The sequence below is a fragment of the Sulfitobacter sp. HI0040 genome, assembly GCF_001634885.1.
In the GTDB taxonomy this organism is placed as follows: domain Bacteria; phylum Pseudomonadota; class Alphaproteobacteria; order Rhodobacterales; family Rhodobacteraceae; genus Sulfitobacter.
In genome coordinates, this window is sequence record NZ_LWEX01000543.1 from 1 (window position 1) to 23,493 (window position 23,493).

Genomic DNA, 23,493 nt, shown 5'->3' on the forward strand with positions numbered 1-23,493 from the left:
TCCGGGCCACCGGGATCAAATCCTGCGCCCCCTTCATCGCCTCAAGCCGCCCGGAAAACATCAGGCGCAGGGGAGCGTCGCTCAGCAGATGATCCCGACGGGCGGCCATATCGTCCTTCGTCGCGAAAAGCCGGGGGGTCATGCGATTATCGAGGTAGAGAAGGCAGCCGGGATCGTAATGGCTGCACAACCCAAGAGCCGGGTAGCCGTTGGCCTGCAGCGAATCCATCTCGGCCAGAAACCTGAGCCTTTTGCGGTGGCGCAGGCGCAGCCGCAAATTTCTGACAAGCCTGCGGGGCCAGTTCCGCCCCTGCTCGGCGGCATTGATGTCCAGCCGGGTTGCCAACGTATATTCCAACGTCCCCGCGAGCCGCGCCTCGGTGCCGCGCAGAAGTGGCTCAAGCGCAAGGTTGCGGTCATCGTCAGCACTGCACTGGATGATGTCATAGCCCGCAAGATCGGCGACCGTGATCGGGGCATCTGCCTCTATCACCTTCAGGCCAAAGTTCGCGGTTTCGGGATCGTAGCGGGTGGTTCCGAAAGGGATCGTGCCCGTGAAACGCCGCAGCAGGCAATCGAATTGCCCGGGAAAGAAATTCGCCTGCACCGTCATTCCGGTGGCGAACTTAGTGTCCAGGTAAATATCGGGGCCATCGACGACGGCAGGGGCGGGGGCGATCATCAGGGCCTTAAGCTCGGACATCCAACCGCCGCCTCACATGAAAAGAAGCAGCCGGGGATGTCCCCGGCTGCTTCCTCGTAACTTAGGCCAGTTCGACCTCGGCGCCAGCTGCTTCCAGCTTGCTCTTGATCTCTTCGGCTTCGGCCTTGTCGATGCCTTCTTTGATCTTGCCGCCGGCTTCGACCAGGTCCTTGGCTTCTTTCAGGCCAAGACCGGTGATGCCGCGCACTTCCTTGATCACGTTGATCTTGGATGCGCCCGCGTTCTTCAGAACGACGTCGAATTCGGTCTTCTCTTCCTCGGCAGCACCGCCGCCATCGGCCGGGCCCGCCATCATCACTGCGCCGCCTGCGGCGGGCTCGATGCCGTACTCGTCCTTGAGGATTGTCTTCAGTTCTTGTGCTTCAAGCAGTGTCAGACCAACGATCTCTTCTGCCAGTTTCTTCAGATCAGCCATGTTCAGCTCTTTCCGTTAAGATATGTGTATTCCAGCGACGGCACTCGGCCACTCACCGGCTTGACGTATTGCTTCAGGCAGCCGCCTTGTCCTCGATCGTGGACAGGATGGATGCGATGTTGCTTGCAGGTGCGCCAATGGCCCCGGCGATGTTCGAAGCGGGTGCGCCCAGCATGCCCGCGATGGTGGAGATAAGCTCCTCCCGCGAAGGCATCTTGGACACCGATTCAACACCGGCGACGTCCAACGCGTTTTCACCCATCGCGCCGCCGAGAATCACGAACTTCTGATTCTCTTTGGCGAATTCCTGAGCAACCTTGGCCGCGGCCACGGGATCCTCAGAGTAGGTGAGAACGGTCATACCCGACAGAAGGTCTGCGATGCTTGCGCAGGGCTTTCCTTCAAGGGCGATCTTGGCGAGCCTGTTCTTGGCAACACGCACGGATCCGCCGGCAGCGCGTGCGCGCGCCCGGAGGTCCTGCATCTCAGCAACTGTCAAACCGACGTAGTGGCTGACCACGACGACGCCAGAGCTTTCAAAGATCTGGCCGAGCTCTTCGACCAGTTGTTCTTTTTGTGCTCTATCCACAGTTACACTCCAATTTACGGAGGTGTGACCCCCCGGCTCGTTTTGCCAGACATATGTCTGACGTTGGGTCCTACGGGTCCTTCCCAAGACAGCCCGAGGAAATCCTCGAAAAGTCGTGTTCATTCCCCGTCTCAGGCAGGAATTATGAATGCGACCGCATCCACCCGCCGTCTCGGACGAAGCGCAAAAAGCGCCCGACGAATCGCGCGCTTTCTGACGATTGAGGGGATAGTGCGGTTGGCGCGGTTTGCCAACACGAAATCTGTGGCAGGTTCAGTCCCAGCGGGACATATCGGCCACCAGTGCCTCGCGGAAACGCTCGAACCGGCGATTGGCCTTGCCCCAATTGAAGACATAGCCAGCATCCGGCACCCGCCAGCTTTCGCCGTAGTTCGATGCGAGGACCGCTTCGGCATCCGCAGGGATCGGCAGGCCGGTTTTCGCGCAGGATGTTAGAGGGACCACCGCCCCAGCGGGCACCGTCCCGAAGGTATGCGGATAGATATAGGCCCGGCCATCGGCGATCCAGCCGGGGAAAAGGTCGATGTTTATCCCGCTGCTGCCGCGCAACTTGAAAACACCCTGGTTGCGCTTGGGCGGCTTTGGAACCAGCTTTGCGGCTCGCAGGGCATGATATGCCGCAATCCAGGCCTCCGCGGCTTCCTCCATCGTACCCGCTTCCAGCATCAGGCAAAGGTCCAGATCGTCGTCGTGGGCGATCAGTGCGCCTTCGCGGACAGCGCCGAGAAGTGTACCGGAATTGATGAAACACGGCCCCGCCACCCGCGTGACCGCATCGACAGCAGCGGCGACATCAGCCCAGATCGGCGCATGGTCCACAAGATCGAAATAGACCACCGGCATGAACCCTTCGAAGGAATTTCCCCGCTCTTCGAACGTCAGCACCAGTTCCTGAAACTCGCGGAATGCCGCGCTTTGCCCCGCCCCCAACCGCACGCGGGACAGGCGCCACAACGGCTTCCGGATGCGTTTCGCAGGTTTGCCGTCGCAAAGGGCCAACAGGATCCCAAGCTCCATCGCCGCCGGGTCGTCGCCGGGAAAGTCGGGCAGATCAAGCTGTGTGAGCCTGGCGCGTGCCGCCACCACATCGTAGGCCCCCTGCCCGCTTTTGACATGGGCGAGGATTTCTTCCCTCAACTCCGCGACCTGTTGCTGGGCCTCTGCCTTTTTCGCGTCCTGTCCCGGCATCCCTGCTCTCTCGCTCTGGTTATCCATTCATTGATAGAAGCCGAATGGCCGGGCGACCAGCATCATGCGGGACTTGCCACCCGCCAAAACGACAAAGGGCGCCGAAAAGGCGCCCTGTCTCTTTGCTTCAACCTTGCGTCATTCCGCGACGGCGTTATCCACCTGAACGGAAACGCCCGGCCCCATGGTGGAACTGAGGTTGATCTTCTTCATGTATGTGCCTTTGGAGCCGCTGGGCTTGGCCTTGGAAACGGCACCGACGAAGGCGCGGATGTTCTCGACCAGTTTCTGCTCGTCAAAGCTCAGCTTGCCAACGCCGGCATGGACGACACCGCCCTTTTCGGCCTTGAACTGCACTTCGCCGCCCTTGGCTGCCTTGACCGCGTCGGCCACGTCCATCGTCACCGTGCCGACCTTGGGGTTCGGCATCAGGTTGCGGGGGCCCAGAACCTTACCAAGACGACCGACAATCGGCATCATGTCCGGCGTGGCGATGCAACGATCGAAATCGATCTTGCCCGACTGAACGGTTTCCATCAGGTCCTCGGCGCCGACGATATCGGCACCCGCTTCTTTCGCTTCCTCGGCCTTCGGGCCGCGGGCGAAGACGGCAACGCGCACATCCTTGCCAGTGCCGTTGGGCAGACCCACAACGCCGCGCACCATCTGGTCCGCGTGGCGCGGATCAACGCCGAGGTTCATGGCGATTTCCATGGTTTCGTCGAACTTCACGCTGGAGTTCTTCTTGATCAGGCTGACCGCTTCCTCGACGGTGAGGTCTTCCTTGCCGGCGAATGCTTCGCGGGCCGCTTGGGTACGCTTTCCTACTTTCGCCATCTTACTTAACCTCGATGCCCATGGACTTCGCGGAGCCCAGAATGATTTTCATTGCGGCTTCAACGTCCACCGCGCTCAGGTCCTTCATTTTCGCTTCGGCGATTTCGCGCACCTGCTTCGCCGTCACCGTACCGACGGTTTCGCGGCTGGGCGTCTTGGCGCCGGAGTTTACCTTTGCAGCCTTCTTCAGATAGTAGGACGCGGGCGGCGTCTTGATATCCATCGTGAAGGACTTGTCCTGATAGTAGCTGATCACGGTCGGGCACGGTGCGCCGGGCTCCATATCCGCTGTTTTGGCGTTGAACGCCTTGCAGAATTCCATGATGTTGATGCCGCGCTGACCCAATGCGGGGCCCACGGGCGGGGACGGGTTGGCTTGCCCCGCCTTGACTTGCAACTTCATCGTACCGACGAGTTTCTTGGCCATTGGCCTTCTCCTTTTTCCAACACCTCCGGGACGCGTCCCTCGGGCTGTCTGTTGCCGTGGTCCGGCCCGGACACCGCGGTGCCCCTGCCTCCCACATGAAACGGCCCCGGGGGACCGCAGGGCCGCTGACGCGGCCCGTTACTCACATCTGCTTGTTGACCTGAGTAAATTCCAGTTCGACCGGGGTTTCCCGGCCGAAGATCGAGACCATGACCTTCAGGCGCTGGTTCTCGTCGTCGACTTCCTCGACGGTGCCGTCGAAGTTCTCGAACGGGCCATCGGCCACCTTGATCTTCTCGCCGATCTCGAAATGGATCAGGGTGCGCGGCGTGTCCTCGCCTTCCTGAACGCGGCCAAGGATCGCCTGAACCTCGGCATCGCGCATCGGCATGGGCCGCCCCTGAGGGCCAAGGAACCCGGTCACACGGTTGATCGAGTTCACTAGGTGATAGCCCCGGTCGGACATCTCCATGTGCACCAGCACGTAGCCTGGCATGAAGCGCCGCTCGGTAGTGACCTTCTTGCCCCGGCGCACCTCGATGACTTCTTCGGTGGGCACCAGAACCTCGTCGATCTGATCCTCCAGCCCCTGCTCCTCCACGGAGGTGCGGATCTGTTCGGCGATCTTCTTTTCGAAGTTCGACAGGACGCTGACCGAATACCACCGTTTTGCCATCTGATCCTTGTCCTTGTCTTAAACGCGGCCCCTTGGCCTGCGTCAAAATTCCCGAATATTCATGTCGATGGGCCGAAGCCCCTGCCTGAAACGGAAAATCGGCGCGCAACTCGAATCGCCGCACGCCCATCGTTCAGGTCTGGCCCGCCAATAGACTGCACGCCATCATGATTCAAGTGGTGGACGCGCATTTCGAACCGATGGTCCGCCTCAGCCGAACATCCCCAGCACGGCGGTCAGCCCACCGCGTATGATGATGTCCACGATTGCGAAGAACACGGCCGTCAACGCGGCAAGGATGAAGACCATGACAGTGGTCAGCATCACTTCCCGGCGGGTCGGCCAGACGACCTTCGCCACTTCGGCCCGTACCTGCTGGATGAACTGAAGAGGATTGGTTGTGGCCATGACGCGTTTCCTGTTTTGCCGATTGGCCGGATGTAGCGATATTGCGCGCCCTGTTCAACCCTGTCCCGCGCCGTCGCTGCGGATCAGGCCGCCCTCTTCTTCGCGTCACAGGCGGGATCGGGGCCCCCGGGACGCAGATCGTTTTGCGCGGCGTGATCCAGAACATTCAAATCCGGCAGATAGAACGCATCGACCGCCCCCTCGGGAAAGCGATCCAGAAATGCGTCCCACTGGCAGGCAAAGGCATCCAGACCGGCATAAAGACGCGCCGCCCGTTTCGGATTGCGCCGGTGCATCGCGCCGAACAGACGGGTCAGATGGTACATGACGCGCTCCTCCCCCACAATCATCAGAGCGCCGCAAAGGATCATCCCCAGTATCGCAAGCACCCCAATCGTCATGATCGGCTGCATTACCGTGAACCAAAGGACAACGGGCAGAACCAGATGCCATGCCCGCACCCCTCTTCGGGCACCGCGCACCGGAGACTCGTCCAATAGGTCCGGTTGGGGCCTTTCGCGTTTCAGACGGGCCGATTTCCCGGGGCGGTTCGCCTTTGCACCCTCCTGCGAAAGAGGCACGAAGGCCCGGCGCAAGCTTCCATCCGTTTGCGGGGAATATTCTGTCCGATCAACCATTTCACTCTCTCCGGCATAGGCAACGGCAGCTGCATAAGCGCGCCATGCGACCGAATAACGGCAAAACGGAGACTGGATGAAGAAAATGCAACCTGAGGTGCAGTCGGATTATCGATTGAAGGAAGAACTGGCAGGGGCTGAGGGACTCGAACCCACGACCCTCGGTTTTGGAGACCGATGCTCTACCAACTGAGCTAAACCCCTATGCCGGTGGATTGCCTAGTCCCAATCGCCGGATGGATCAAGGGCAGATCGCGCCCGCAGCCCCAAAAACCGCGCCGAGGAGGAACGGCGCGGCAGGGTGAGACGTTGAACCGGGACAACGAAATTTTAACGAAAGGGATTACACCATGGCCATGAACAGCCTCAAAGACGTCTATCACGATCAACTTCAGGACCTGCACAGCGCATGCAAACAGTCGCTCGAAATCACGAACGAACTGGGCCGCGCCGCGAAGGATGAAGAACTGTCCAAGGCACTGATCGCCGGGAGCGAGGGGATCTCGCGCGGCATGGACGTGCTGAAAACCATCTGCGCCCGGCACGACATCGACCCCGAAGGAGAGCATTGCAAGGGCATGGAAGGCCTCGTCAAAGAGGCGAAAGCACATGCGCTCGACGAAAGCTTCGGCGATGACGACACGCGCGACGCAATGATCATCACCCAATACCAGCGCATGGTTCACTATGCGCTTGCCGGGTACGGCTGCCTCGTGGCCTTCGCCAACCGTCTGGGCAAGGACGAAGACGGCGCCGAACTTCAGGCGCAGCTTGACCATACCTATGACGGCGACCGTCACATGACCCAGATCGCCACCGGCGGCATCAACAAGGCAGCCGTCTGACCCCCCTTCCAAATGGCAAATCATCCCGGGGGTCCGGGGGCAGCGCCCCCGGCCTCGCCCGGCATCCAACAACGCAAAAGGGCCACCCCCACTGGGGATGGCCCTCTTTCTGTCTGACAGGCGGTAGGCCCGAGGGCTTACTCGGTGATCTTGCTCACCACGCCGGCGCCCACGGTGCGACCGCCTTCGCGGATGGCGAAGCGCAGACCGTCTTCCATCGCGATCGGGGCGATCAGTTCCACGTCGAACTGCAGGTTGTCACCCGGCATCACCATCTCGGTGCCTTCGGGCAGCTGAACCGTGCCGGTCACGTCCGTGGTCCGGAAGTAGAACTGCGGGCGGTAGTTGGCGAAGAACGGCGTGTGACGGCCACCCTCTTCCTTGGTCAGGATATAGGCCTCGGCAGTGAACTTGGTGTGCGGCTTCACGGAGCCGGGCTTGCACAGCACCTGGCCACGCTCAACGCCTTCACGGTCGATACCGCGCAGCAGCGCGCCGATGTTGTCGCCCGCTTCACCACGGTCCAGCAGCTTGCGGAACATCTCGACGCCCGTGCAGGTCGTCTTCTTGGTGTCGCGAATGCCGACGATCTCGATCTCGTCGCCCACGTTGATCACGCCACGCTCAACGCGGCCCGTCACAACCGTACCACGACCGGAGATCGAGAACACGTCCTCGACCGGCATCAGGAAAGGCTGGTCCACGGCGCGCTCGGGCGTCGGGATGTAGTTGTCGACCTCTTCCATCAGCTTGCGGATCGACTTCTCGCCGATCTCCTCGTCACGGCCTTCCATTGCCGCCAGCGCGGAACCGGGAACCACGGGGATGTCGTCGCCGGGGTATTCGTAGGAGGACAGCAGCTCGCGGATCTCCATCTCCACCAGCTCGAGCAGTTCCTCGTCGTCCACCTGGTCGACCTTGTTCATGTAGACGACCATCGCCGGGATGCCGACCTGGCGGCCCAGCAGGATGTGCTCACGCGTCTGGGGCATCGGGCCGTCGGCCGCGTTCACCACCAGGATCGCGCCGTCCATCTGCGCCGCACCGGTGATCATGTTCTTCACGTAGTCGGCGTGGCCGGGGCAGTCCACATGCGCGTAGTGGCGTGCTTCGGTCTCGTATTCCACGTGCGCGGTGGAGATCGTGATGCCGCGGGCCTTCTCTTCGGGCGCGCCGTCGATCTGGTCGTAGGCGCGGAAGTCGCCGAAGTACTTCGTGATCGCCGCCGTCAGCGTCGTCTTGCCGTGGTCAACGTGACCGATCGTGCCGATGTTTACGTGCGGCTTGTTACGTTCAAACTTTGCCTTTGCCATGATTTGGCTCCTTTGGTTCTGTGTTGGACGGCGGACAGAAATCCACCCTACGGTTTGGGGTAGGGCGGGGTTTTCCCCGCCATCCCGTTAAGCGAATTTGGACTGGATCTCTTCCGAGATGTTCTGCGGAACCGGCTCGTAGTGATCGAACTGCATGGTGAAGTTCGCACGACCCGAAGACATCGACCGCAAGGTGTTGATGTAGCCGAACATGTTGGCCAGCGGCACGAAGGCATCGATCGCGATGGCGTTGCCGCGCGTATCCTGACCCTGCACCTGACCACGACGCGACGTGAGGTCGCCAATGATGCCACCGGTATATTCCTCGGGCGTCACAACCTCGACCTTCATGATCGGTTCCAGCAGCTTGGCGCCGGCCTTCTTCATGGCTTCGCGCATCCACTGACGCGATGCGATTTCGAACGCGAGCACGCTGGAGTCCACGTCGTGGAACTTACCGTCGATCAGAGCGACCTTGAAGTCGATGACCGGGAAGCCGGCAAGCGGACCGGAGTCCATGACCGAGCGGATACCCTTTTCGACGCCGGGGATATATTCCTTCGGAACGGCACCGCCGACGATGCGGCTTTCGAAGGAGAACCCTTCGCCCGGCTCAGTCGGGGTGATGATCATCTTCACCTCGGCGAACTGGCCCGAACCACCTGACTGCTTCTTGTGGGTGTAGGTATGCTCCGCTTCGCGCGAAATCGTTTCACGGTAAGCCACCTGCGGTGCACCGATGTTGGCTTCCACCTTGAATTCGCGCTTCAGGCGATCGACGAGAATATCGAGGTGAAGTTCCCCCATGCCCTTCATGATCGTCTGACCGGATTCCATGTCTGTCTCGACGCGGAAAGACGGGTCTTCCGCAGCCAGACGCGCCAGACCGGCGGACATCTTTTCCTGGTCGGCCTTTGTCTTGGGCTCGACCGCGATCTCGATCACCGGATCGGGGAAGGTCATCGTTTCGAGAACCACGGGGTCGTTGACGGCGCAAAGCGTGTCACCTGTCGTGGTGTCCTTCAGACCGGCCAGCGCGATGATATCGCCCGCGAAGGCTTCCTCGATCTCCTCGCGGTTGATCGAGTGCATCATCATCATGCGGCCAACGCGCTCTTTCTTGCCCTTGGTGGAGTTCAGGAGCGTGTCACCCTTCTTCAGCACGCCGGAATAGATGCGTGTGAAGGTCAGCGAGCCGACAAAGGGGTCGTTCATGATCTTGAACGCAAGACCGGAGAACGCCATGTTATCGTCCGCGCGGCGCGGGATGTTACGAACTTCGTCTTCGTCGCCCGGCTTGAAGCCCATGTAGTCGACGACGTCCAGCGGGCTGGGCAGATAGTCGATCACGGCGTTGAGCAGGGGCTGCACGCCCTTGTTCTTGAAGGCGGAACCGCAGAGAACCGGAATGAACTTGATGCCCAGCGTACCCTTGCGGATCAGCTTGCGCAGCGTGTCCACGTCGGGCTCGGCGCCGTCCATCAGGTAGTTTTCCATGGCTTCGTCGTCCATCTCGACCGCGGTCTCGATGAGCGTTGCGCGCCATTCGTCGGCCAGATCCTTCAGGCTGTCGCGGATCGGACGCTTTTCCCAGGAGGCACCAAGGTCTTCACCGGCCCAGACCCATTCTTCCATGGTCACGAGGTCGACGATGCCTTCCAGCTCGTTCTCGGCCCCGATCGGAATCTGGATCGGAGCGGGAGTCGCACCGGTGCGATCCTTGATCATGCGAACGCAGTTGAAGAAGTCCGCGCCGATCTTGTCCATCTTGTTGACGAAGACGATACGCGGAACCTTGTAGCGGTCGGCCTGACGCCAAACGGTTTCGGTCTGCGGCTCAACACCGGCGTTGGCGTCAAGCACGGCGACCGCGCCATCGAGAACCGCAAGCGAACGCTCGACTTCAATGGTGAAATCCACGTGGCCGGGGGTGTCGATGATGTTCATGCGGTACTTCGTGTCGGAGGTGCCGTCTTTTGTCGGCTCTTCCTGACGCTGCCAGAACGTGGTCGTCGCGGCGGAGGTGATGGTGATCCCACGCTCCTGCTCCTGCTCCATCCAGTCCATGGTCGCGGCACCGTCGTGCACTTCGCCGATGTTGTGGGATTTGCCGGTGTAGAACAGAATACGCTCGGAACAGGTCGTCTTGCCTGCGTCGATGTGGGCCATGATACCGAAGTTACGGTAGCGTTGGAGCGGATAGTCGCGTGCCATGGGGCTGCTTCCTCAGAATATCAGTAAACGGATCGACGGGCAGCGGAGCCGCCCGCCGTCGGAAAAATTACCAGCGGTAGTGGCTGAACGCCTTGTTGGCATCGGCCATCTTGTGCGTGTCTTCGCGCTTTTTGACGGCGGTACCACGGGACTGGACGGCATCCAGCAGTTCACCCGCCAGACGCTCTTCCATGGTGTTTTCGTTGCGGGCGCGGCTGGCCTTGATCAACCAGCGGATCGCCAGCGCTTCGCGGCGCTCCGGGCGAACCTCGACGGGGACCTGATAGGTCGCACCGCCGACCCGGCGGGAGCGGACTTCGACAGAGGGTTTGATGTTGTCGAGCGCTTCGTGGAAGACTTCGATCGGGGCGCGCTTGATCTTGTCCTCGACGCGGGTCATCGCGTTGTAGACGATACGCTCGGCGACAGATTTCTTGCCGTCGATCATCAGGTTGTTCATGAATTTCGTCAGGACCAGATCACCATACTTGGCGTCCGGCAGGACTTCGCGTTTTTCAGCGGCGTGGCGGCGTGACATATTTTGTTACCTCGATTAATTTTATGAGGGCGTGCAGACGTTCAGGCGGATCTTGCAATTCTTGCCGCCGTGCTTTTCGCAAGTCTCGATAGCATAGCGATTGGCTATAGCCGGCTTAGTGCCCCAACCGGTGCCCCATGCACCTGATCTTGCAGAAGCGAGCGCCCCGCAGGCATTCTTGAACCACAGAGGCGTACGGCAATCCGATGACTTGCAACCAGAGCGAGCGACCGCTTCGGCCTCTTCTCTGGACGCCCGGTTGACCGAATAGGAAATCGTCTTCTGGGAAGGGCTGTACGCGATGGCACCGAATGAATCGGCGGCAACAGGCTGCGCCATCGCGACTGTTGCGGCGAGAACAAGAATGGATGCGGAACGAATGATCATTTGGGACGCTTCGCCCCGTACTTGGACCGGCGCTGCTTACGGTCTTTGACACCTTGGGTATCCAGAACACCGCGCAGGATGTGGTAGCGCACGCCGGGAAGGTCTTTTACACGACCGCCGCGAATCAGGACGACGGAGTGTTCCTGAAGGTTATGGCTCTCACCCGGGATGTAGCTGATGACCTCGAAACCGTTGGTCAGGCGCACCTTGGCAACCTTACGCATGGCCGAGTTCGGCTTCTTCGGTGTGGTGGTGTATACGCGTGTGCAGACGCCACGCTTCTGCGGGCATTCCTGCAGGTGCATGGACTTCGAACGTTTGACTTTCGGCTGCCGCGGCTTGCGGATCAGCTGTTGGATCGTTGGCATTCCGGCTTTATCCCCGTGTTGCTCAAATTTGGTGCACGAGGGCGCCCCCATGCGGTTCAGATGTGTTCGCACCACGCGAACGCAAAGCGAAAATACCGCAACGCTTCCGTACCGAGGCAAGCGACGCGGTGGGCTTACAGAGGATCGGGTCAGCAGTAGACCGGATCGTGACCACTTCAGTTATGATGTCGGACGTGCGGCGCAGTTCCGCGGCTCCGAGATAACGGGCGTATAGGGCCAACAGGTGCGGGTGTCAACAGCAGCCCGGCAACAGCCTCTTTGGTGGCGGCAAACCGATCAGATCAACCTTGCAACCAGCGCCTGCAACCCCGCATATTTGCCGAATACCGCAGAACACGAGGGGGCGGACCATGCAGGCCATCGGGCTTTGCCGCTTTTCCTATCCGGCCATCGGCGGCTTTCAGGTCGGGCACGAAAGCATGGCGGACCGGATCGCCTATCTCTACGCCGAAGAGCGGCTGGAAGAACGCTTTCGTCTGTTTGAAACCGTGGCCCTCCCGTGCCTCAGGGCGCAGACGGACCCGGATTTCGAGCTCATAGTGGTGATCGGTGACAGCCTGCCCGCCCCTGCCCGCGCACGGCTCGAAGCACTGTTGGAAGACCTGCCGCAAGCGCGCGTCACCGTGCAGCCCCCCCGCCCCCAGCGCGAGGTGATGAAGGAACTGCTCAACACGGCGCGGCAGAACCGGAAGGATCCCTGCCTTCAATTCCGGTTCGACGACGACGATGCGGTGGCCGTGGATTTCATCGAAACGCTGCGCACCGCCGTGGCGGACTGCGCGGCCTTTCTACCGCGCCACAGGTCCGTCGCCTTCGACTGGAACAAGGGGTACAACGCCCGGTTCGGAGCCGATGGGATCCGGGCGGCGCAGACTTTCAGGCCTTTTTATACCGCCGCGCTCGCCATGCATGTCCGCGGCGGCTGCCCCCGGACCATCATGAATTTCGGGCACGAAAAACTGCCGCAGTTCATGCCCGCCCTCTCCTTCCCGGATAAGCCGATGTTCGTGCGGGGCCACAACGGATACAACGATTCCCGCCAAAAAGGCGTCAAACCCGTCAGGCTGGAGCCGGTGGATGACGAAATGGCAGCGATGTTCCGGCAACGCTTCGCCATCGACGTCGAGGCCGTGAAACGCGCCTTTTCAGGCTGAAAGCAATTTGCGTTCCCGGTAGAGCGTGAAGATGCCCGTTGCCACCACGATGCCCGCCCCGGCCAATGTCGACCACGCGGGCCAGTCCCCGAAAACGAGCCACCCGAGGATCAGCGCCCAGATCAGCCCCGTGTACCGGAACGGCGCGGTGAAAGAGACTTCCCCCACCCGCATGACCTGTATGCTGAGGAAATATCCCGCCAGTACGAAGAACGCCGCCCCCACGATCAGCCCCGCCAACTCAGGTGTCACCGGCGCCCATGGCTGGCCCAGCGAAGCCAGCCCCGCCGCCACTGTCACCGACAAGGTCGCCGAAAGCGTGACCGTCATGGACGGAACACCCGCCGACATGCGCCTGACACTCAGGTCCCGCACCGTCACACTGGCGACCGCGATCAGCCCATAGAGCGACCATGCGTTGAACCCTTCTGAGCCGGGTTTGACGATCAGCAAGACCCCCAGAAACCCGATGCCGATGGCCCCGAACCTGCGCCAGCCGACCGCTTCGCGCAAAAAGAGCGCCGATGCCAGCGTGATGGTCAGCGGCAGCGCCTGCAAGATGGCGGTAAGATTGGCGAGCGGCATGTTGAAAAGCGCGGTGAGAAAGAAATAGGACGCCGCGATTTCAGCGAGTGACCGCAACCCCACGAGGCTCCAGTCCTTCCCGCTCAGCCGCAGGTGCATCGGCCCCAACCGATTGGCGAGGGCAAAGATCAGCACAAGGCTCAACAGGCCGCGCAAAAAGATCAGTTGAAACAGCGGCACTGCACCGCCCGTGGCCTTCATGAAGGTGTCGTTGATCGTGAATGCGGCCATGGAGCCCATCATGAGAAGAGCGCCGATCAGATTGGAGGACATGGAATTACCTTTCACGGGCACGATAGGCCGTGACCGTCGCGCGCTGGCGGCAGGCTACCCCCAACACCCGGAAACGAAAAGCCCCCGCGATCCAAAGGATCGCGGGGGCTTTTCCTATCGTTCAGCGCCCGGGGGCGGCGGGGATCAATCCCGGCTTTCGTCGTCCGAGATCACGGTATCGAAGACGTCGCCGCCAACGATATCGTCATCCTGCGAAGGCGCGGCCAATGCTGCCGCCGCTTCCGCTTCTTCGCGGCGCGCCTCGATCACGACATTGTCGCGATCCTGGGCGATCTTGCGCATCTGCTGCGTGGCACCACCGGTACCGGCAGGGATCAGACGCCCGACGATCACGTTCTCTTTCAGGCCGACCAGCTTGTCCCGCTTGCCCTGAACCGAAGCTTCGGTCAGCACGCGCGTGGTTTCCTGGAAGGACGCGGCAGAGATGAACGACCGTGTCTGCAGGGACGCCTTGGTGATCCCCAGCAGGATCGGTTCGCCCTGTGCCGGACGACCGCCCTTGGAAATCGCCTTTTCACAGGCAGCGTCGAATTCCTGCTTATCCACATGTTCGCCCTTCAGGAGCGTGGTATCACCACTTTCCTGAATCTCCCACTTCTGGAGCATCTGGCGCACGATAACTTCGATGTGCTTGTCGTTGATCCGCACACCCTGCAGGCGATACACATCCTGCACCTCGTCGATCATGTAATCCGCCAGCGCTTCGACACCCATGATGGACAGGATGTCATGCGGCGCCGGGTTGCCGTCCATGATGTAGTCACCCTTCTGGACGAAGTCACCTTCCGCAACAGGGATGTGCTTGCCCTTGGGCACCATGTACTCGACCTTGTGATCCGGATCGTCGGAGGACTCGATCGCGATGCGACGCTTGTTCTTGTAGTCCTTGCCGAAGCGCACGTAGCCGTCGATTTCCGCGATGATCGCGTGATCCTTCGGACGACGCGCTTCGAAGAGTTCGGCCACACGCGGCAGACCACCGGTAATGTCCTTCGTCTTGGCACCTTCGCGCGGGATACGCGCGATGACGTCGCCGGCCTGGATCTCGGTGCCGTCCTCAACGGACAGAACCGCATCCACGGACATCGGATAGGTCACCGGATTGCCCGCATCGTTGCGGACCGGCTCGCCATCGTCACCCACGAGAATGACCTCGGGCTTGAGCTCATTGCCCTTGGGGGCCGCACGCCAGTCGATCACGATCTTCTGGGTCATGCCGGTGGCATCGTCGGTCTCGTCCTTGACGGCGATACCGGACACGAGGTCGACGAACTTTGTCGTACCCGACTTCTCGGCAATGATCGGCAGGGTATAGGGGTCCCACTCGAACAGCTTGTCGCCGCGGTTTACCGACTGGCCGTCCTTGACGAAGAGCTTGGTACCGTAGCCTACCTTGTGGCTGGCCCGTTCCGCGCCATTCTCATCCTGAATGGACAACTTCATGTTCCGGCCCATCACCATGATCTCGCCAGCGGCGTTCTCAAGGGTCTGGGCGTTTTCGAACACGACCTTGCCCGGCTGGCTCGCTTCGAGGAAGGACTGCTGGCCACCCTGAGCAACACCGCCGATGTGGAATGTCCGCATCGTCAGCTGTGTGCCCGGCTCACCGATGGACTGCGCCGCGATAATGCCGACGGCTTCGCCCTGGTTCACCAGCGTACCGCGCGCGAGGTCACGACCGTAGCACATGGCACAGACGCCTTCCTCGGCCTCGCAGGTCAGCGGCGAACGGATACGTGCCGACAACACGACCGCTTCGTCGATCGCATCCGCCATCCGCTCGTTGATGAGCGTGCCGGCGGGAACGATCACCTCGTCCGTGCCCGGCTTCAGGATGTCGTCCGCGGCGACGCGGCCCAGCAGACGTTCGGCCAGCGAAGACACGACCTCGCCATCGTTCACGGCCGCCTCTGCGGTGATCGCGGCCTCGGTGCCGCAGTCGTGCAGACGCACGATGCAGTCCTGCGCAACGTCCACCAGACGCCGTGTCAGGTAACCCGAGTTCGCCGTTTTCAACGCCGTATCCGACAGACCCTTCCGGGCACCGTGGGTCGAGTTGAAGTATTCAAGAACGGTCAGACCTTCCTTGAAGTTCGAGATGATCGGCGTCTCGATGATGTCGCCGTTCGGCTTCGCCATCAGGCCGCGCATCCCGCCCAGCTGCTTCATCTGCGTGACCGAGCCACGCGCACCGGAGTGGGCCATCATGTAGACCGAGTTCGGTTCCATTTCGGCACCGTTCTCGTCATGACGCTCGGCAGAGATGGAGCCCATCATCGCCTCGGTGACCTTGTCGTTACACTTCGACCAGGCATCGACGACCTTGTTGTACTTTTCGCCCTGAGTGATCAGGCCGTCCATGTACTGCTGTTCGAAATCCTTGACCTGTTCGCGGGTCTCGTCGACCAGCGTCCATTTGGTTTCGGGGATCAGCATGTCGTCCTTGCCGAAGGAAATCCCGGCCTTGAAGGCCTCGCGGAAGCCCATCGTCATGATCTGGTCGCAGAAGATGACCGATTCCTTCTGGCCGCAATAGCGGTAGACGGTATCGATGACCTGCTGCACTTCTTTCTTGCGCAGCAACCGGTTCACGAGGCTGAAGGGCGCCTTGGCGTTGAGCGGCAGCAGGTTGCCAAGCAGCACGCGACCGGGCGTGGTCTCGAACCGTTCCATGATCTCGTTGCCTTCGGCGTCGATCTGCTTGATCCGTGCCTTCACCTTGGAGTGCAGGTGCACCTGCCCCGCGTCCAGCGCATGCTGAACCTCGTCCACGGAACCGAAGGTCATGCCTTCGCCCTTCATGCCGTCCCGCTCCAGCGTGACGTAGTAGAGGCCAAGGATCATGTCCTGCGAGGGAACGATAATCGGCGCACCGTTGGCAGGCGACAGAACGTTGTTCGTCGACATCATCAGAACGCGCGCTTCCAGCTGGGCCTCAAGGCTCAGCGGGACGTGCACGGCCATCTGGTCGCCGTCGAAGTCCGCGTTGAAGGCTGAACAGACCAGCGGGTGAAGCTGGATCGCCTTGCCTTCGATCAGGACAGGCTCGAACGCCTGAATGCCCAGACGGTGCAGCGTCGGCGCGCGGTTCAGCATGACAGGATGCTCGCGGATAACCTCGTCAAGGATATCCCACACCTCGGGCCGCTCTTTTTCGACCAGCTTCTTCGCCTGCTTGACGGTGGAGGAGAGCCCCTTCGCCTCAAGCCGGGAGTAGATGAACGGTTTGAAGAGCTCCAACGCCATCTTTTTGGGCAGACCGCACTGGTGCAGCTTCAGTTCCGGCCCGGTCACGATGACCGAACGGCCCGAGAAGTCGACGCGCTTACCCAGAAGGTTCTGGCGGAAACGACCCTGCTTGCCCTTGAGCATGTCCGAAAGCGATTTCAGCGGGCGCTTGTTGGCGCCGGTGATCACCCGGCCACGGCGGCCGTTGTCGAAGAGGGCATCAACCGATTCCTGCAGCATCCGCTTTTCATTCCGAACGATGATGTCCGGCGCGCGCAGCTCGATCAGCCGCTTGAGGCGGTTGTTCCGGTTGATAACCCGGCGATACAGATCGTTGAGGTCGGACGTCGCGAAACGGCCACCATCCAGCGGCACCAGCGGGCGCAGTTCAGGCGGAATCACCGGGATCACGGTCAGAACCATCCACTCGGGCCGGTTGCCGGATTCGAGGAAGCTCTCGACGACCTTCAGCCGCTTGATGATCTTCTTCGGCTTCAGTTCGCCGGTGGCTTCCTTAAGATCGGCGCGCAGCTGATCGGCCTCTGCTTCGAGGTCGATGGCAGCCAGCATTTCGCGGATGGCTTCGGCACCGATGTTCGCCGTGAAGGCGTCCATGCCGTAGGCGTCCTGCGCGTCCATGTATTCTTCTTCTGTCAGCATCTGGCCGTACTGAAGATCGGTCAGGCCCGGCTCGATCACCACGTAGTTCTCGAAATAGAGAACCCGCTCAAGATCACGCAGGGTCATGTCCAGCATCAGGCCGATGCGGCTCGGCAGCGATTTCAGGAACCAGATATGCGCGACCGGCGAAGCCAGTTCGATATGGCCCATCCGCTCGCGGCGGACTTTCTGAAGGGTAACTTCAACGCCGCATTTCTCGCAGACGACGCCGCGATACTTCATGCGCTTGTACTTGCCACACAGGCATTCGTAATCCTTGATCGGCCCGAAGATACGCGCGCAGAACAGGCCGTCACGCTCGGGCTTGAAGGTACGATAGTTGATGGTTTCGGGCTTCTTGATCTCACCGAAAGACCACGAAAGGATCCGTTCCGGCGATGCCAGAGAGACCTTGATTTCGTCGAACACCTTCGGCGGCGTCAGGGGGTTGAACGGGTTGTTTGTAAGTTCCTGGTTCATTTTCAAATCCTTGAAAGGGGAGCGTTGGAAGAGGCGCGAGAGGGTGCGGAGAACCGCACCCCATAGGTCGCGTTATTCGTCTTCCTCGGCGTCCAGGAGTTCCATGTTCAGGCCGAGACCACGTACTTCTTTCACGAGCACGTTGAACGATTCCGGAATACCGGCTTCGAAATTGTCTTCGCCCTTGACGATGCTTTCGTAGACCTTCGTGCGGCCTGCCACGTCGTCCGACTTCACGGTCAGCATTTCCTGCAGGGTGTAGGCGGCGCCATAGGCTTCCAGCGCCCAGACCTCCATCTCCCCGAAACGCTGGCCACCGAACTGCGCCTTACCGCCCAGAGGCTGCTGGGTGACGAGGCTGTAGGGTCCGGTCGAACGTGCGTGGATCTTGTCGTCCACGAGGTGATGCAGCTTCAGCAGGTACTTGACGCCGACGGTCACGGGGCGCGCGAACTGCTCGCCTGTCCGACCGTCGAACAGGACCGACTGACCGGAAGAGTTGAAACCAGCACGCACCAGCGCGTCGTTCACATCCGCTTCCTTGGCACCGTCGAAGACCGGGGTGGCAATCGGCACACCGCGGGTGACGTTGCCTGCCGCTTCGATCAGCGTTTCCTCATCCATGCCGCTGATGCCTTCTTCGTAGACATCTTCGCCATAAGCCAGGCTCATCGCTTCACGCACCGGCGTCAGGTCACCGGACCGGCGATACTCCTGCAGCGCCTCGTCCACATTGATGCCCAGACCGCGCGCGGCCCAGCCCATATGCGTTTCGAGAATCTGACCGACGTTCATACGCGAAGGCACGCCCAGCGGATTGAGGCAGAAGTCGACGGGCGTACCATCGGCGAGGAACGGCATGTCCTCCATCGGCACAACCTTGGAGATGACGCCCTTGTTGCCGTGACGGCCGGCCATCTTGTCGCCCGGCTGAAGCTTGCGCTTCACCGCCACGAACACCTTGACCATCTTCATCACGCCCGGGGGCAGATCGTCGCCGCGGCGCACTTTCTCCACCTTGTCCTCGAAGCGGGCATCGAGCGTCCGTTTCTGGATCTCGTACTGCTCGTTCAGGGCTTCGACCACCTGCGCATCGGCTTCTTCCTTCAGCGCAAGCTGCCACCACTGACCGCGCGACAGCGAGTCGAGCAGGTCTTCGGTGATTTCGGAGTTCGCCTTGACGCCTTTCGGACCTTTCACCGCGGTCTTGCCGAGGATCATGTCCTTGAGGCGCGCATAGATGTTACGGTCCAGAATGGCGAGTTCGTCGTCCCGGTCACGGGCCAGACGTTCGACTTCCTCACGCTCGATCTGCAGCGCACGTTCGTCCTTTTCCACGCCGTGGCGGTTGAAGACACGCACTTCGACAACGGTGCCGAAGTCACCCGGCTTCACCCGCAGCGAGGTGTCGCGCACGTCGGATGCTTTCTCACCGAAGATGGCACGCAGAAGCTTTTCTTCCGGCGTCATCGGGCTTTCGCCTTTGGGGGTGATCTTGCCCACGAGGATATCGCCCGGCTCAACGTCCGCACCGATATAGACGATGCCCGCCTCGTCGAGGTTGCGCAGGGCTTCCTCGCCGACGTTCGGGATGTCGCGGGTGATCTCTTCCGGCCCAAGCTTGGTATCGCGGGCGGCGACTTCGAATTCCTCGATATGGATCGAGGTGAATACATCGTCACGCGACACACGTTCGGAGATCAGGATCGAGTCTTCGTAGTTGTACCCGTTCCACGGCATGAAGGCGACGACGACGTTCTTGCCGAGCGCCAGTTCCCCCATGTCGGTGGACGGACCATCGGCCACGACCTGACCTTTCTGCACGGTGTCACCCACCTTCACCAACGGACGCTGGTTGATGCAGGTGTTCTGGTTCGACCGCTGGAACTTGCGCATGCGGTAGATGTCGACGCCCGCATCGCCCAGTTCCAGATCTTCGGTGGCGCGGATCACGATCCGGCTCGCATCTACCTGGTCGATGACACCGGCGCGGCGCGCCATGATGGCAGCACCGGAATCGCGGGCCACGACCTCTTCGATACCGGTCCCGACCAGCGGCGCTTCGGCCTGCAGAAGGGGCACGGCCTGACGCTGCATGTTCGAACCCATGAGAGCACGGTTGGCGTCGTCGTTTTCGAGGAACGGGATCAGCGAGGCGGCAACGGAGACCAACTGCTTCGGCGACACGTCGATCAGGTCGACGTTCTCCGACGGGGCAAGCGTATAGTCACCGGACTGGCGCGTGCTGACCAGGTCGTTCACGAACTTCATGTTTTCATCGAGGTTCGCGTTGGCCTGAGCCACAGTGTGGCGCATTTCCTCGGTCGCGGACATGTACTGCACGTCATCCGACACCACGCCGCCGGAAACCTTCCGGTACGGTGTTTCGATAAAGCCGTACTTGTTCACCCGGGCAAAGGTCGCAAGGCTGTTGATCAGACCGATGTTCGGACCTTCCGGCGTTTCAATCGGGCACATCCGGCCATAGTGGGTCGGGTGAACGTCGCGCACTTCGAAGCCCGCGCGCTCACGTGTCAGACCGCCCGGCCCAAGTGCGGACAGACGACGCTTGTGCGTCACTTCCGACAGCGGGTTGGTCTGGTCCATGAACTGCGACAGCTGGCTGGAGCCGAAGAATTCGCGTACCGCAGCCGCCGCCGGTTTGGCGTTGATCAGGTCCTGCGGCATCACCGTGTCGATCTCGACCGACGACATGCGCTCCTTGATGGCACGCTCCATGCGAAGCAGGCCAACGCGGTACTGGTTTTCCATCAGTTCGCCGACCGAACGCACCCGGCGGTTGCCGAGGTGGTCGATATCGTCGATGTCGCCACGCCCGTCGCGCAGGTCCACCAGCGCCTTGATACAGGCGACGATGTCTTCGCGGCGCAGCGTGCGCTGGGTGTCTTCGGCATCGAGGTCGAGGCGCATGTTCATCTTCACACGGCCCACGGCACTGAGGTCATAGCGCTCGGAGTCGAAGAACAGCGTGTCGAAAAGGGCCGAGGCCGCTTCGACGGTGGGCGGCTCGCCCGGACGCATGACGCGGTAGATATCCATGAGCGCGGTTTCGCGGTTCATGTTCTTGTCCTGCGCCATGGTGTTGCGCATGTAGGGGCCGACGTTAACGTTATCGATGTCAAGCAGCGGGATTTCGGTAATGCCCGCGTCGATCAGCTCCTTCGCGGTGCCGCCGATCAGGTCGCCGTCCTTGTCGTACTCCAACGTCAGCTCATCGCCGGCTTCGACATAGATCGCGCCGGTTTCCTCGTTGATGATGTCCTTCGCGGCGAACTTGCCCTGAATGTGATCGAAGGGCAGCAGCACCTCGGAGACCTTGCCTTCGTCGATCAGTTGCTTGACCGCGCGCGGCGTCACTTTCTTGCCGTGCTCGAACAGCACTTCGCCGGTGCTCGCATCCACGATGTCGTAGGTCGGACGGGTGCCGCGCACGCGATCGGGGAAGAAGGGTGCGACCCAGCCTTTGTTCTTTTCCAGCTTGTAGGTGATGGTGTTGTAGTAGGCATTCATGATGCCTTCTTGATCCAGCCCCAGCGCATAAAGCAGCGTTGTCACCGGTAGCTTCCGGCGACGGTCAATACGGGCGAACACGATGTCCTTGGCGTCGAATTCGAAGTCCAGCCAGGACCCGCGGTAGGGAATGATGCGGCAGGCGAACAGCAGCTTGCCCGAAGAGTGGGTCTTGCCCTTGTCGTGGTCGAAGAACACGCCGGGCGAACGGTGCATCTGGGAAACGATCACACGCTCGGTACCGTTGACAATAAAGGTGCCGTTGGGCGTCATCAGGGGCATGTCGCCCATGAACACGTCCTGTTCCTTGATGTCCTTGACGGATTTCGCGCCGGTATCCTCGTCCACATCGAACACGATCAGACGCAGCGTCACTTTGAGCGGCGCGCTGTAGGTCATATCGCGCTGCTGACATTCCTCGACGTCGTACTTGGGCTTTTCGAGCTCGTACTTCACGTATTCCAGCACGCTGGTCTCGTTGAAGTCCTTGATCGGAAAGACCGATTGAAAGACACCCATGATGCCTTCGCCGTCCGTGGGCTGCTCGGCATCGCCGGAGTTCAGGAACAGATCGTAAGAGGATTTCTGAACCTCAATGAGGTTCGGCATCTCCAGCACTTCGCGGATCTTGCCATAATATTTGCGCAAACGCTTCTGACCGAGGAATGACTGAGCCATAGGTGACGGGTCTCCGTTCTTAATCGTAACCGGCTCGGGTGGGGTGCCGCGCCAGTACCGGATTTGGACAGCGTCGTTTCCATACCAGAGAGACCTCCCAAAGCCCCTCGCCCGAAACGACACAATCGCCCTATCAAAGCCCGACCGCCGCCGGGCTTTGATAGAACCATTGCGAATTTTTTACCTTGGATGCAGAGCGTTTACCGAATCACTGTCCGCAAGAAGTTCCCACATAGCAACTCGCTTGGGTTCTTTCAACACGACGGACTTGACAAATCTTCCCTCAGCCTACGGCAGTCTGGGCAAGACGCCATACGCCTCGCGCTCAGCTCCTCGAACCCGTGGCCTCGCGCAAAATCAAGCGCCTGTTCACAGGTTTGCGCGGTGCCCGCGCGGTTCCGGTGCATCTGCGCCACCCGCTCCGCGAGGGCCGCGTGATTCCCCATAGGCGCCACCGCCCCGCCCCGGGAGGCTTCGCGAAGTGCTGCCCACATTTCGTTGTCGAAACCGGCCACCGTCAGCCCGCAGGCCATGGCTTCGATATAGCTGCAAGAGGGATCGGCCTGTCGATGGCAACACAGGAAAACATCCGCATTCCACCGCATATGGGGAACCAGTTCGCTTTCAAAATCGACCGGTTCATGCAGGGTGACCTGCCCCGCAAGATCATACCGCGCGATATCGGCGGCGATACGACTCTCAAGGCTGCCGGTCCCGAAGATATCGAGACTGAAGGGCACATCCTTTTTTCGAAGCATCCGGGCCACCGGGATCAAATCCTGCGCCCCCTTCATCGCCTCAAGCCGCCCGGAAAACATCAGGCGCAGGGGAGCGTCGCTCAGCAGATGATCCCGACGGGCGGCCATATCGTCCTTCGTCGCGAAAAGCCGGGGGGTCATGCGATTATCGAGGTAGAGAAGGCAGCCGGGATCGTAATGGCTGCACAACCCAAGAGCCGGGTAGCCGTTGGCCTGCAGCGAATCCATCTCGGCCAGAAACCTGAGCCTTTTGCGGTGGCGCAGGCGCAGCCGCAAATTTCTGACAAGCCTGCGGGGCCAGTTCCGCCCCTGCTCGGCGGCATTGATGTCCAGCCGGGTTGCCAACGTATATTCCAACGTCCCCGCGAGCCGCGCCTCGGTGCCGCGCAGAAGTGGCTCAAGCGCAAGGTTGCGGTCATCGTCAGCACTGCACTGGATGATGTCATAGCCCGCAAGATCGGCGACCGTGATCGGGGCATCTGCCTCTATCACCTTCAGGCCAAAGTTCGCGGTTTC

At 60.9% G+C, this 23,493-nt stretch carries 20 protein-coding genes and 1 tRNA gene; 2 read left to right on the forward strand and 19 right to left on the reverse strand.

The annotated features are described in order from the left end of the window. From A3728_RS20285 to A3728_RS20330, 10 genes are all read right to left on the reverse strand, one after another. Positions 1–703: hypothetical protein (locus A3728_RS20285; RefSeq protein WP_201722363.1), on the reverse strand; the 703-nt coding region annotated here is incomplete at its 3' end. 61 nt (positions 704–764) lie between these two features. After that, complete coding sequence (rplL, locus tag A3728_RS20290) at positions 765–1,139, reverse strand: 50S ribosomal protein L7/L12 (protein WP_067927983.1); 375 nt, start codon at positions 1,137–1,139, stop codon at positions 765–767. Positions 1,140–1,212: 73 nt separating this feature from the next. Next, the gene (gene rplJ / locus A3728_RS20295) at positions 1,213–1,728 is read right to left on the reverse strand and encodes a 50S ribosomal protein L10 (protein WP_067927986.1); all 516 of its coding nucleotides are present in this window, start codon (positions 1,726–1,728) and stop codon (positions 1,213–1,215) included. Positions 1,729–2,001: 273 nt separating this feature from the next. After that, positions 2,002–2,937 carry a LicD family protein gene (locus A3728_RS20300; protein WP_067927989.1) on the reverse strand — a complete coding sequence of 312 codons (936 nt, stop codon included), beginning with the start codon at positions 2,935–2,937 and terminating at the stop codon, positions 2,002–2,004. 138 nt (positions 2,938–3,075) lie between these two features. Further along, the gene (rplA, locus tag A3728_RS20305; protein ID WP_067927991.1) at positions 3,076–3,774 is read right to left on the reverse strand and encodes a 50S ribosomal protein L1; all 699 of its coding nucleotides are present in this window, start codon (positions 3,772–3,774) and stop codon (positions 3,076–3,078) included. Between the two features lies 1 nt (position 3,775). Next, positions 3,776–4,201, reverse strand: a complete 426-nt coding sequence (gene rplK, locus A3728_RS20310; protein WP_067927994.1) for a 50S ribosomal protein L11 — start codon at positions 4,199–4,201, stop codon at positions 3,776–3,778. Between the two features lie 142 nt (positions 4,202–4,343). Next, entirely contained in the window at positions 4,344–4,877 is a 534-nt protein-coding gene (nusG, locus tag A3728_RS20315) for a transcription termination/antitermination protein NusG (protein WP_067927998.1), read from the reverse strand. A 210-nt stretch (positions 4,878–5,087) separates the two neighbouring features. Then, complete coding sequence (secE, locus tag A3728_RS20320) at positions 5,088–5,285, reverse strand: preprotein translocase subunit SecE (RefSeq protein WP_067928001.1); 198 nt, start codon at positions 5,283–5,285, stop codon at positions 5,088–5,090. Positions 5,286–5,368: 83 nt separating this feature from the next. Next, a complete protein-coding gene (locus tag A3728_RS22925; RefSeq protein WP_150120921.1) occupies positions 5,369–5,686 on the reverse strand; it encodes a hypothetical protein in 318 nt (105 codons plus the stop codon). A gap of 365 nt (positions 5,687–6,051) precedes the next feature. After that, a tRNA-Trp gene (locus A3728_RS20330) sits at positions 6,052–6,127 on the reverse strand. A gap of 146 nt (positions 6,128–6,273) precedes the next feature. Here A3728_RS20330 and A3728_RS20335 point away from each other — a divergent pair. Then, on the forward strand, positions 6,274–6,768 hold the full coding sequence (locus A3728_RS20335; RefSeq protein WP_067928006.1) for a ferritin-like domain-containing protein: 495 nt from the start codon (positions 6,274–6,276) through the stop codon (positions 6,766–6,768). A gap of 137 nt (positions 6,769–6,905) precedes the next feature. On the opposite strand, the gene tuf is transcribed toward A3728_RS20335, so the two are convergent. From tuf to rpsL, 5 genes are all read right to left on the reverse strand, one after another. Beyond that, the gene (gene tuf / locus A3728_RS20340) at positions 6,906–8,081 is read right to left on the reverse strand and encodes an elongation factor Tu (RefSeq protein WP_067928009.1); all 1,176 of its coding nucleotides are present in this window, start codon (positions 8,079–8,081) and stop codon (positions 6,906–6,908) included. A gap of 87 nt (positions 8,082–8,168) precedes the next feature. After that, entirely contained in the window at positions 8,169–10,295 is a 2,127-nt protein-coding gene (gene fusA, locus A3728_RS20345) for an elongation factor G (RefSeq protein WP_067928012.1), read from the reverse strand. A 67-nt stretch (positions 10,296–10,362) separates the two neighbouring features. Beyond that, positions 10,363–10,833, reverse strand: a complete 471-nt coding sequence (rpsG, locus tag A3728_RS20350) for a 30S ribosomal protein S7 (RefSeq protein ID WP_067928015.1) — start codon at positions 10,831–10,833, stop codon at positions 10,363–10,365. Between the two features lie 21 nt (positions 10,834–10,854). Beyond that, complete coding sequence (locus A3728_RS22545) at positions 10,855–11,220, reverse strand: DUF4189 domain-containing protein (protein WP_082850958.1); 366 nt, start codon at positions 11,218–11,220, stop codon at positions 10,855–10,857. Next, positions 11,217–11,588, reverse strand: a complete 372-nt coding sequence (gene rpsL / locus A3728_RS20355) for a 30S ribosomal protein S12 (protein ID WP_007118826.1) — start codon at positions 11,586–11,588, stop codon at positions 11,217–11,219. Before rpsL ends, A3728_RS22545 begins: the two co-directional genes overlap by 4 nt. Positions 11,589–11,959: 371 nt before the next feature. Here rpsL and A3728_RS20360 point away from each other — a divergent pair, with 371 nt between their 5' ends. After that, positions 11,960–12,763 (forward strand): putative rhamnosyl transferase, encoded by an 804-nt coding sequence (locus A3728_RS20360; RefSeq protein WP_067928017.1) that lies wholly within the window; start codon positions 11,960–11,962, stop codon positions 12,761–12,763. Here A3728_RS20360 and A3728_RS20365 read toward each other — a convergent pair. From A3728_RS20365 to A3728_RS20380, 4 genes are all read right to left on the reverse strand, one after another. Next, positions 12,755–13,621, reverse strand: coding sequence for a DMT family transporter (locus A3728_RS20365; RefSeq protein WP_067928020.1), 867 nt, complete (start codon positions 13,619–13,621; stop codon positions 12,755–12,757). The genes A3728_RS20360 and A3728_RS20365 overlap by 9 nt on opposite strands. Before the next feature lie 144 nt (positions 13,622–13,765). Continuing rightward, positions 13,766–18,010 (reverse strand): DNA-directed RNA polymerase subunit beta', encoded by a 4,245-nt coding sequence (rpoC, locus tag A3728_RS20370; protein WP_067928023.1) that lies wholly within the window; start codon positions 18,008–18,010, stop codon positions 13,766–13,768. Between the two features lie 72 nt (positions 18,011–18,082). Further along, the gene (rpoB, locus tag A3728_RS20375; RefSeq protein WP_067928026.1) at positions 18,083–22,219 is read right to left on the reverse strand and encodes a DNA-directed RNA polymerase subunit beta; all 4,137 of its coding nucleotides are present in this window, start codon (positions 22,217–22,219) and stop codon (positions 18,083–18,085) included. A 254-nt stretch (positions 22,220–22,473) separates the two neighbouring features. Continuing rightward, positions 22,474–23,493 (reverse strand): glycosyltransferase (locus A3728_RS20380; RefSeq protein ID WP_067928029.1); only part of this gene is annotated, 1,020 nt, incomplete at its 5' end.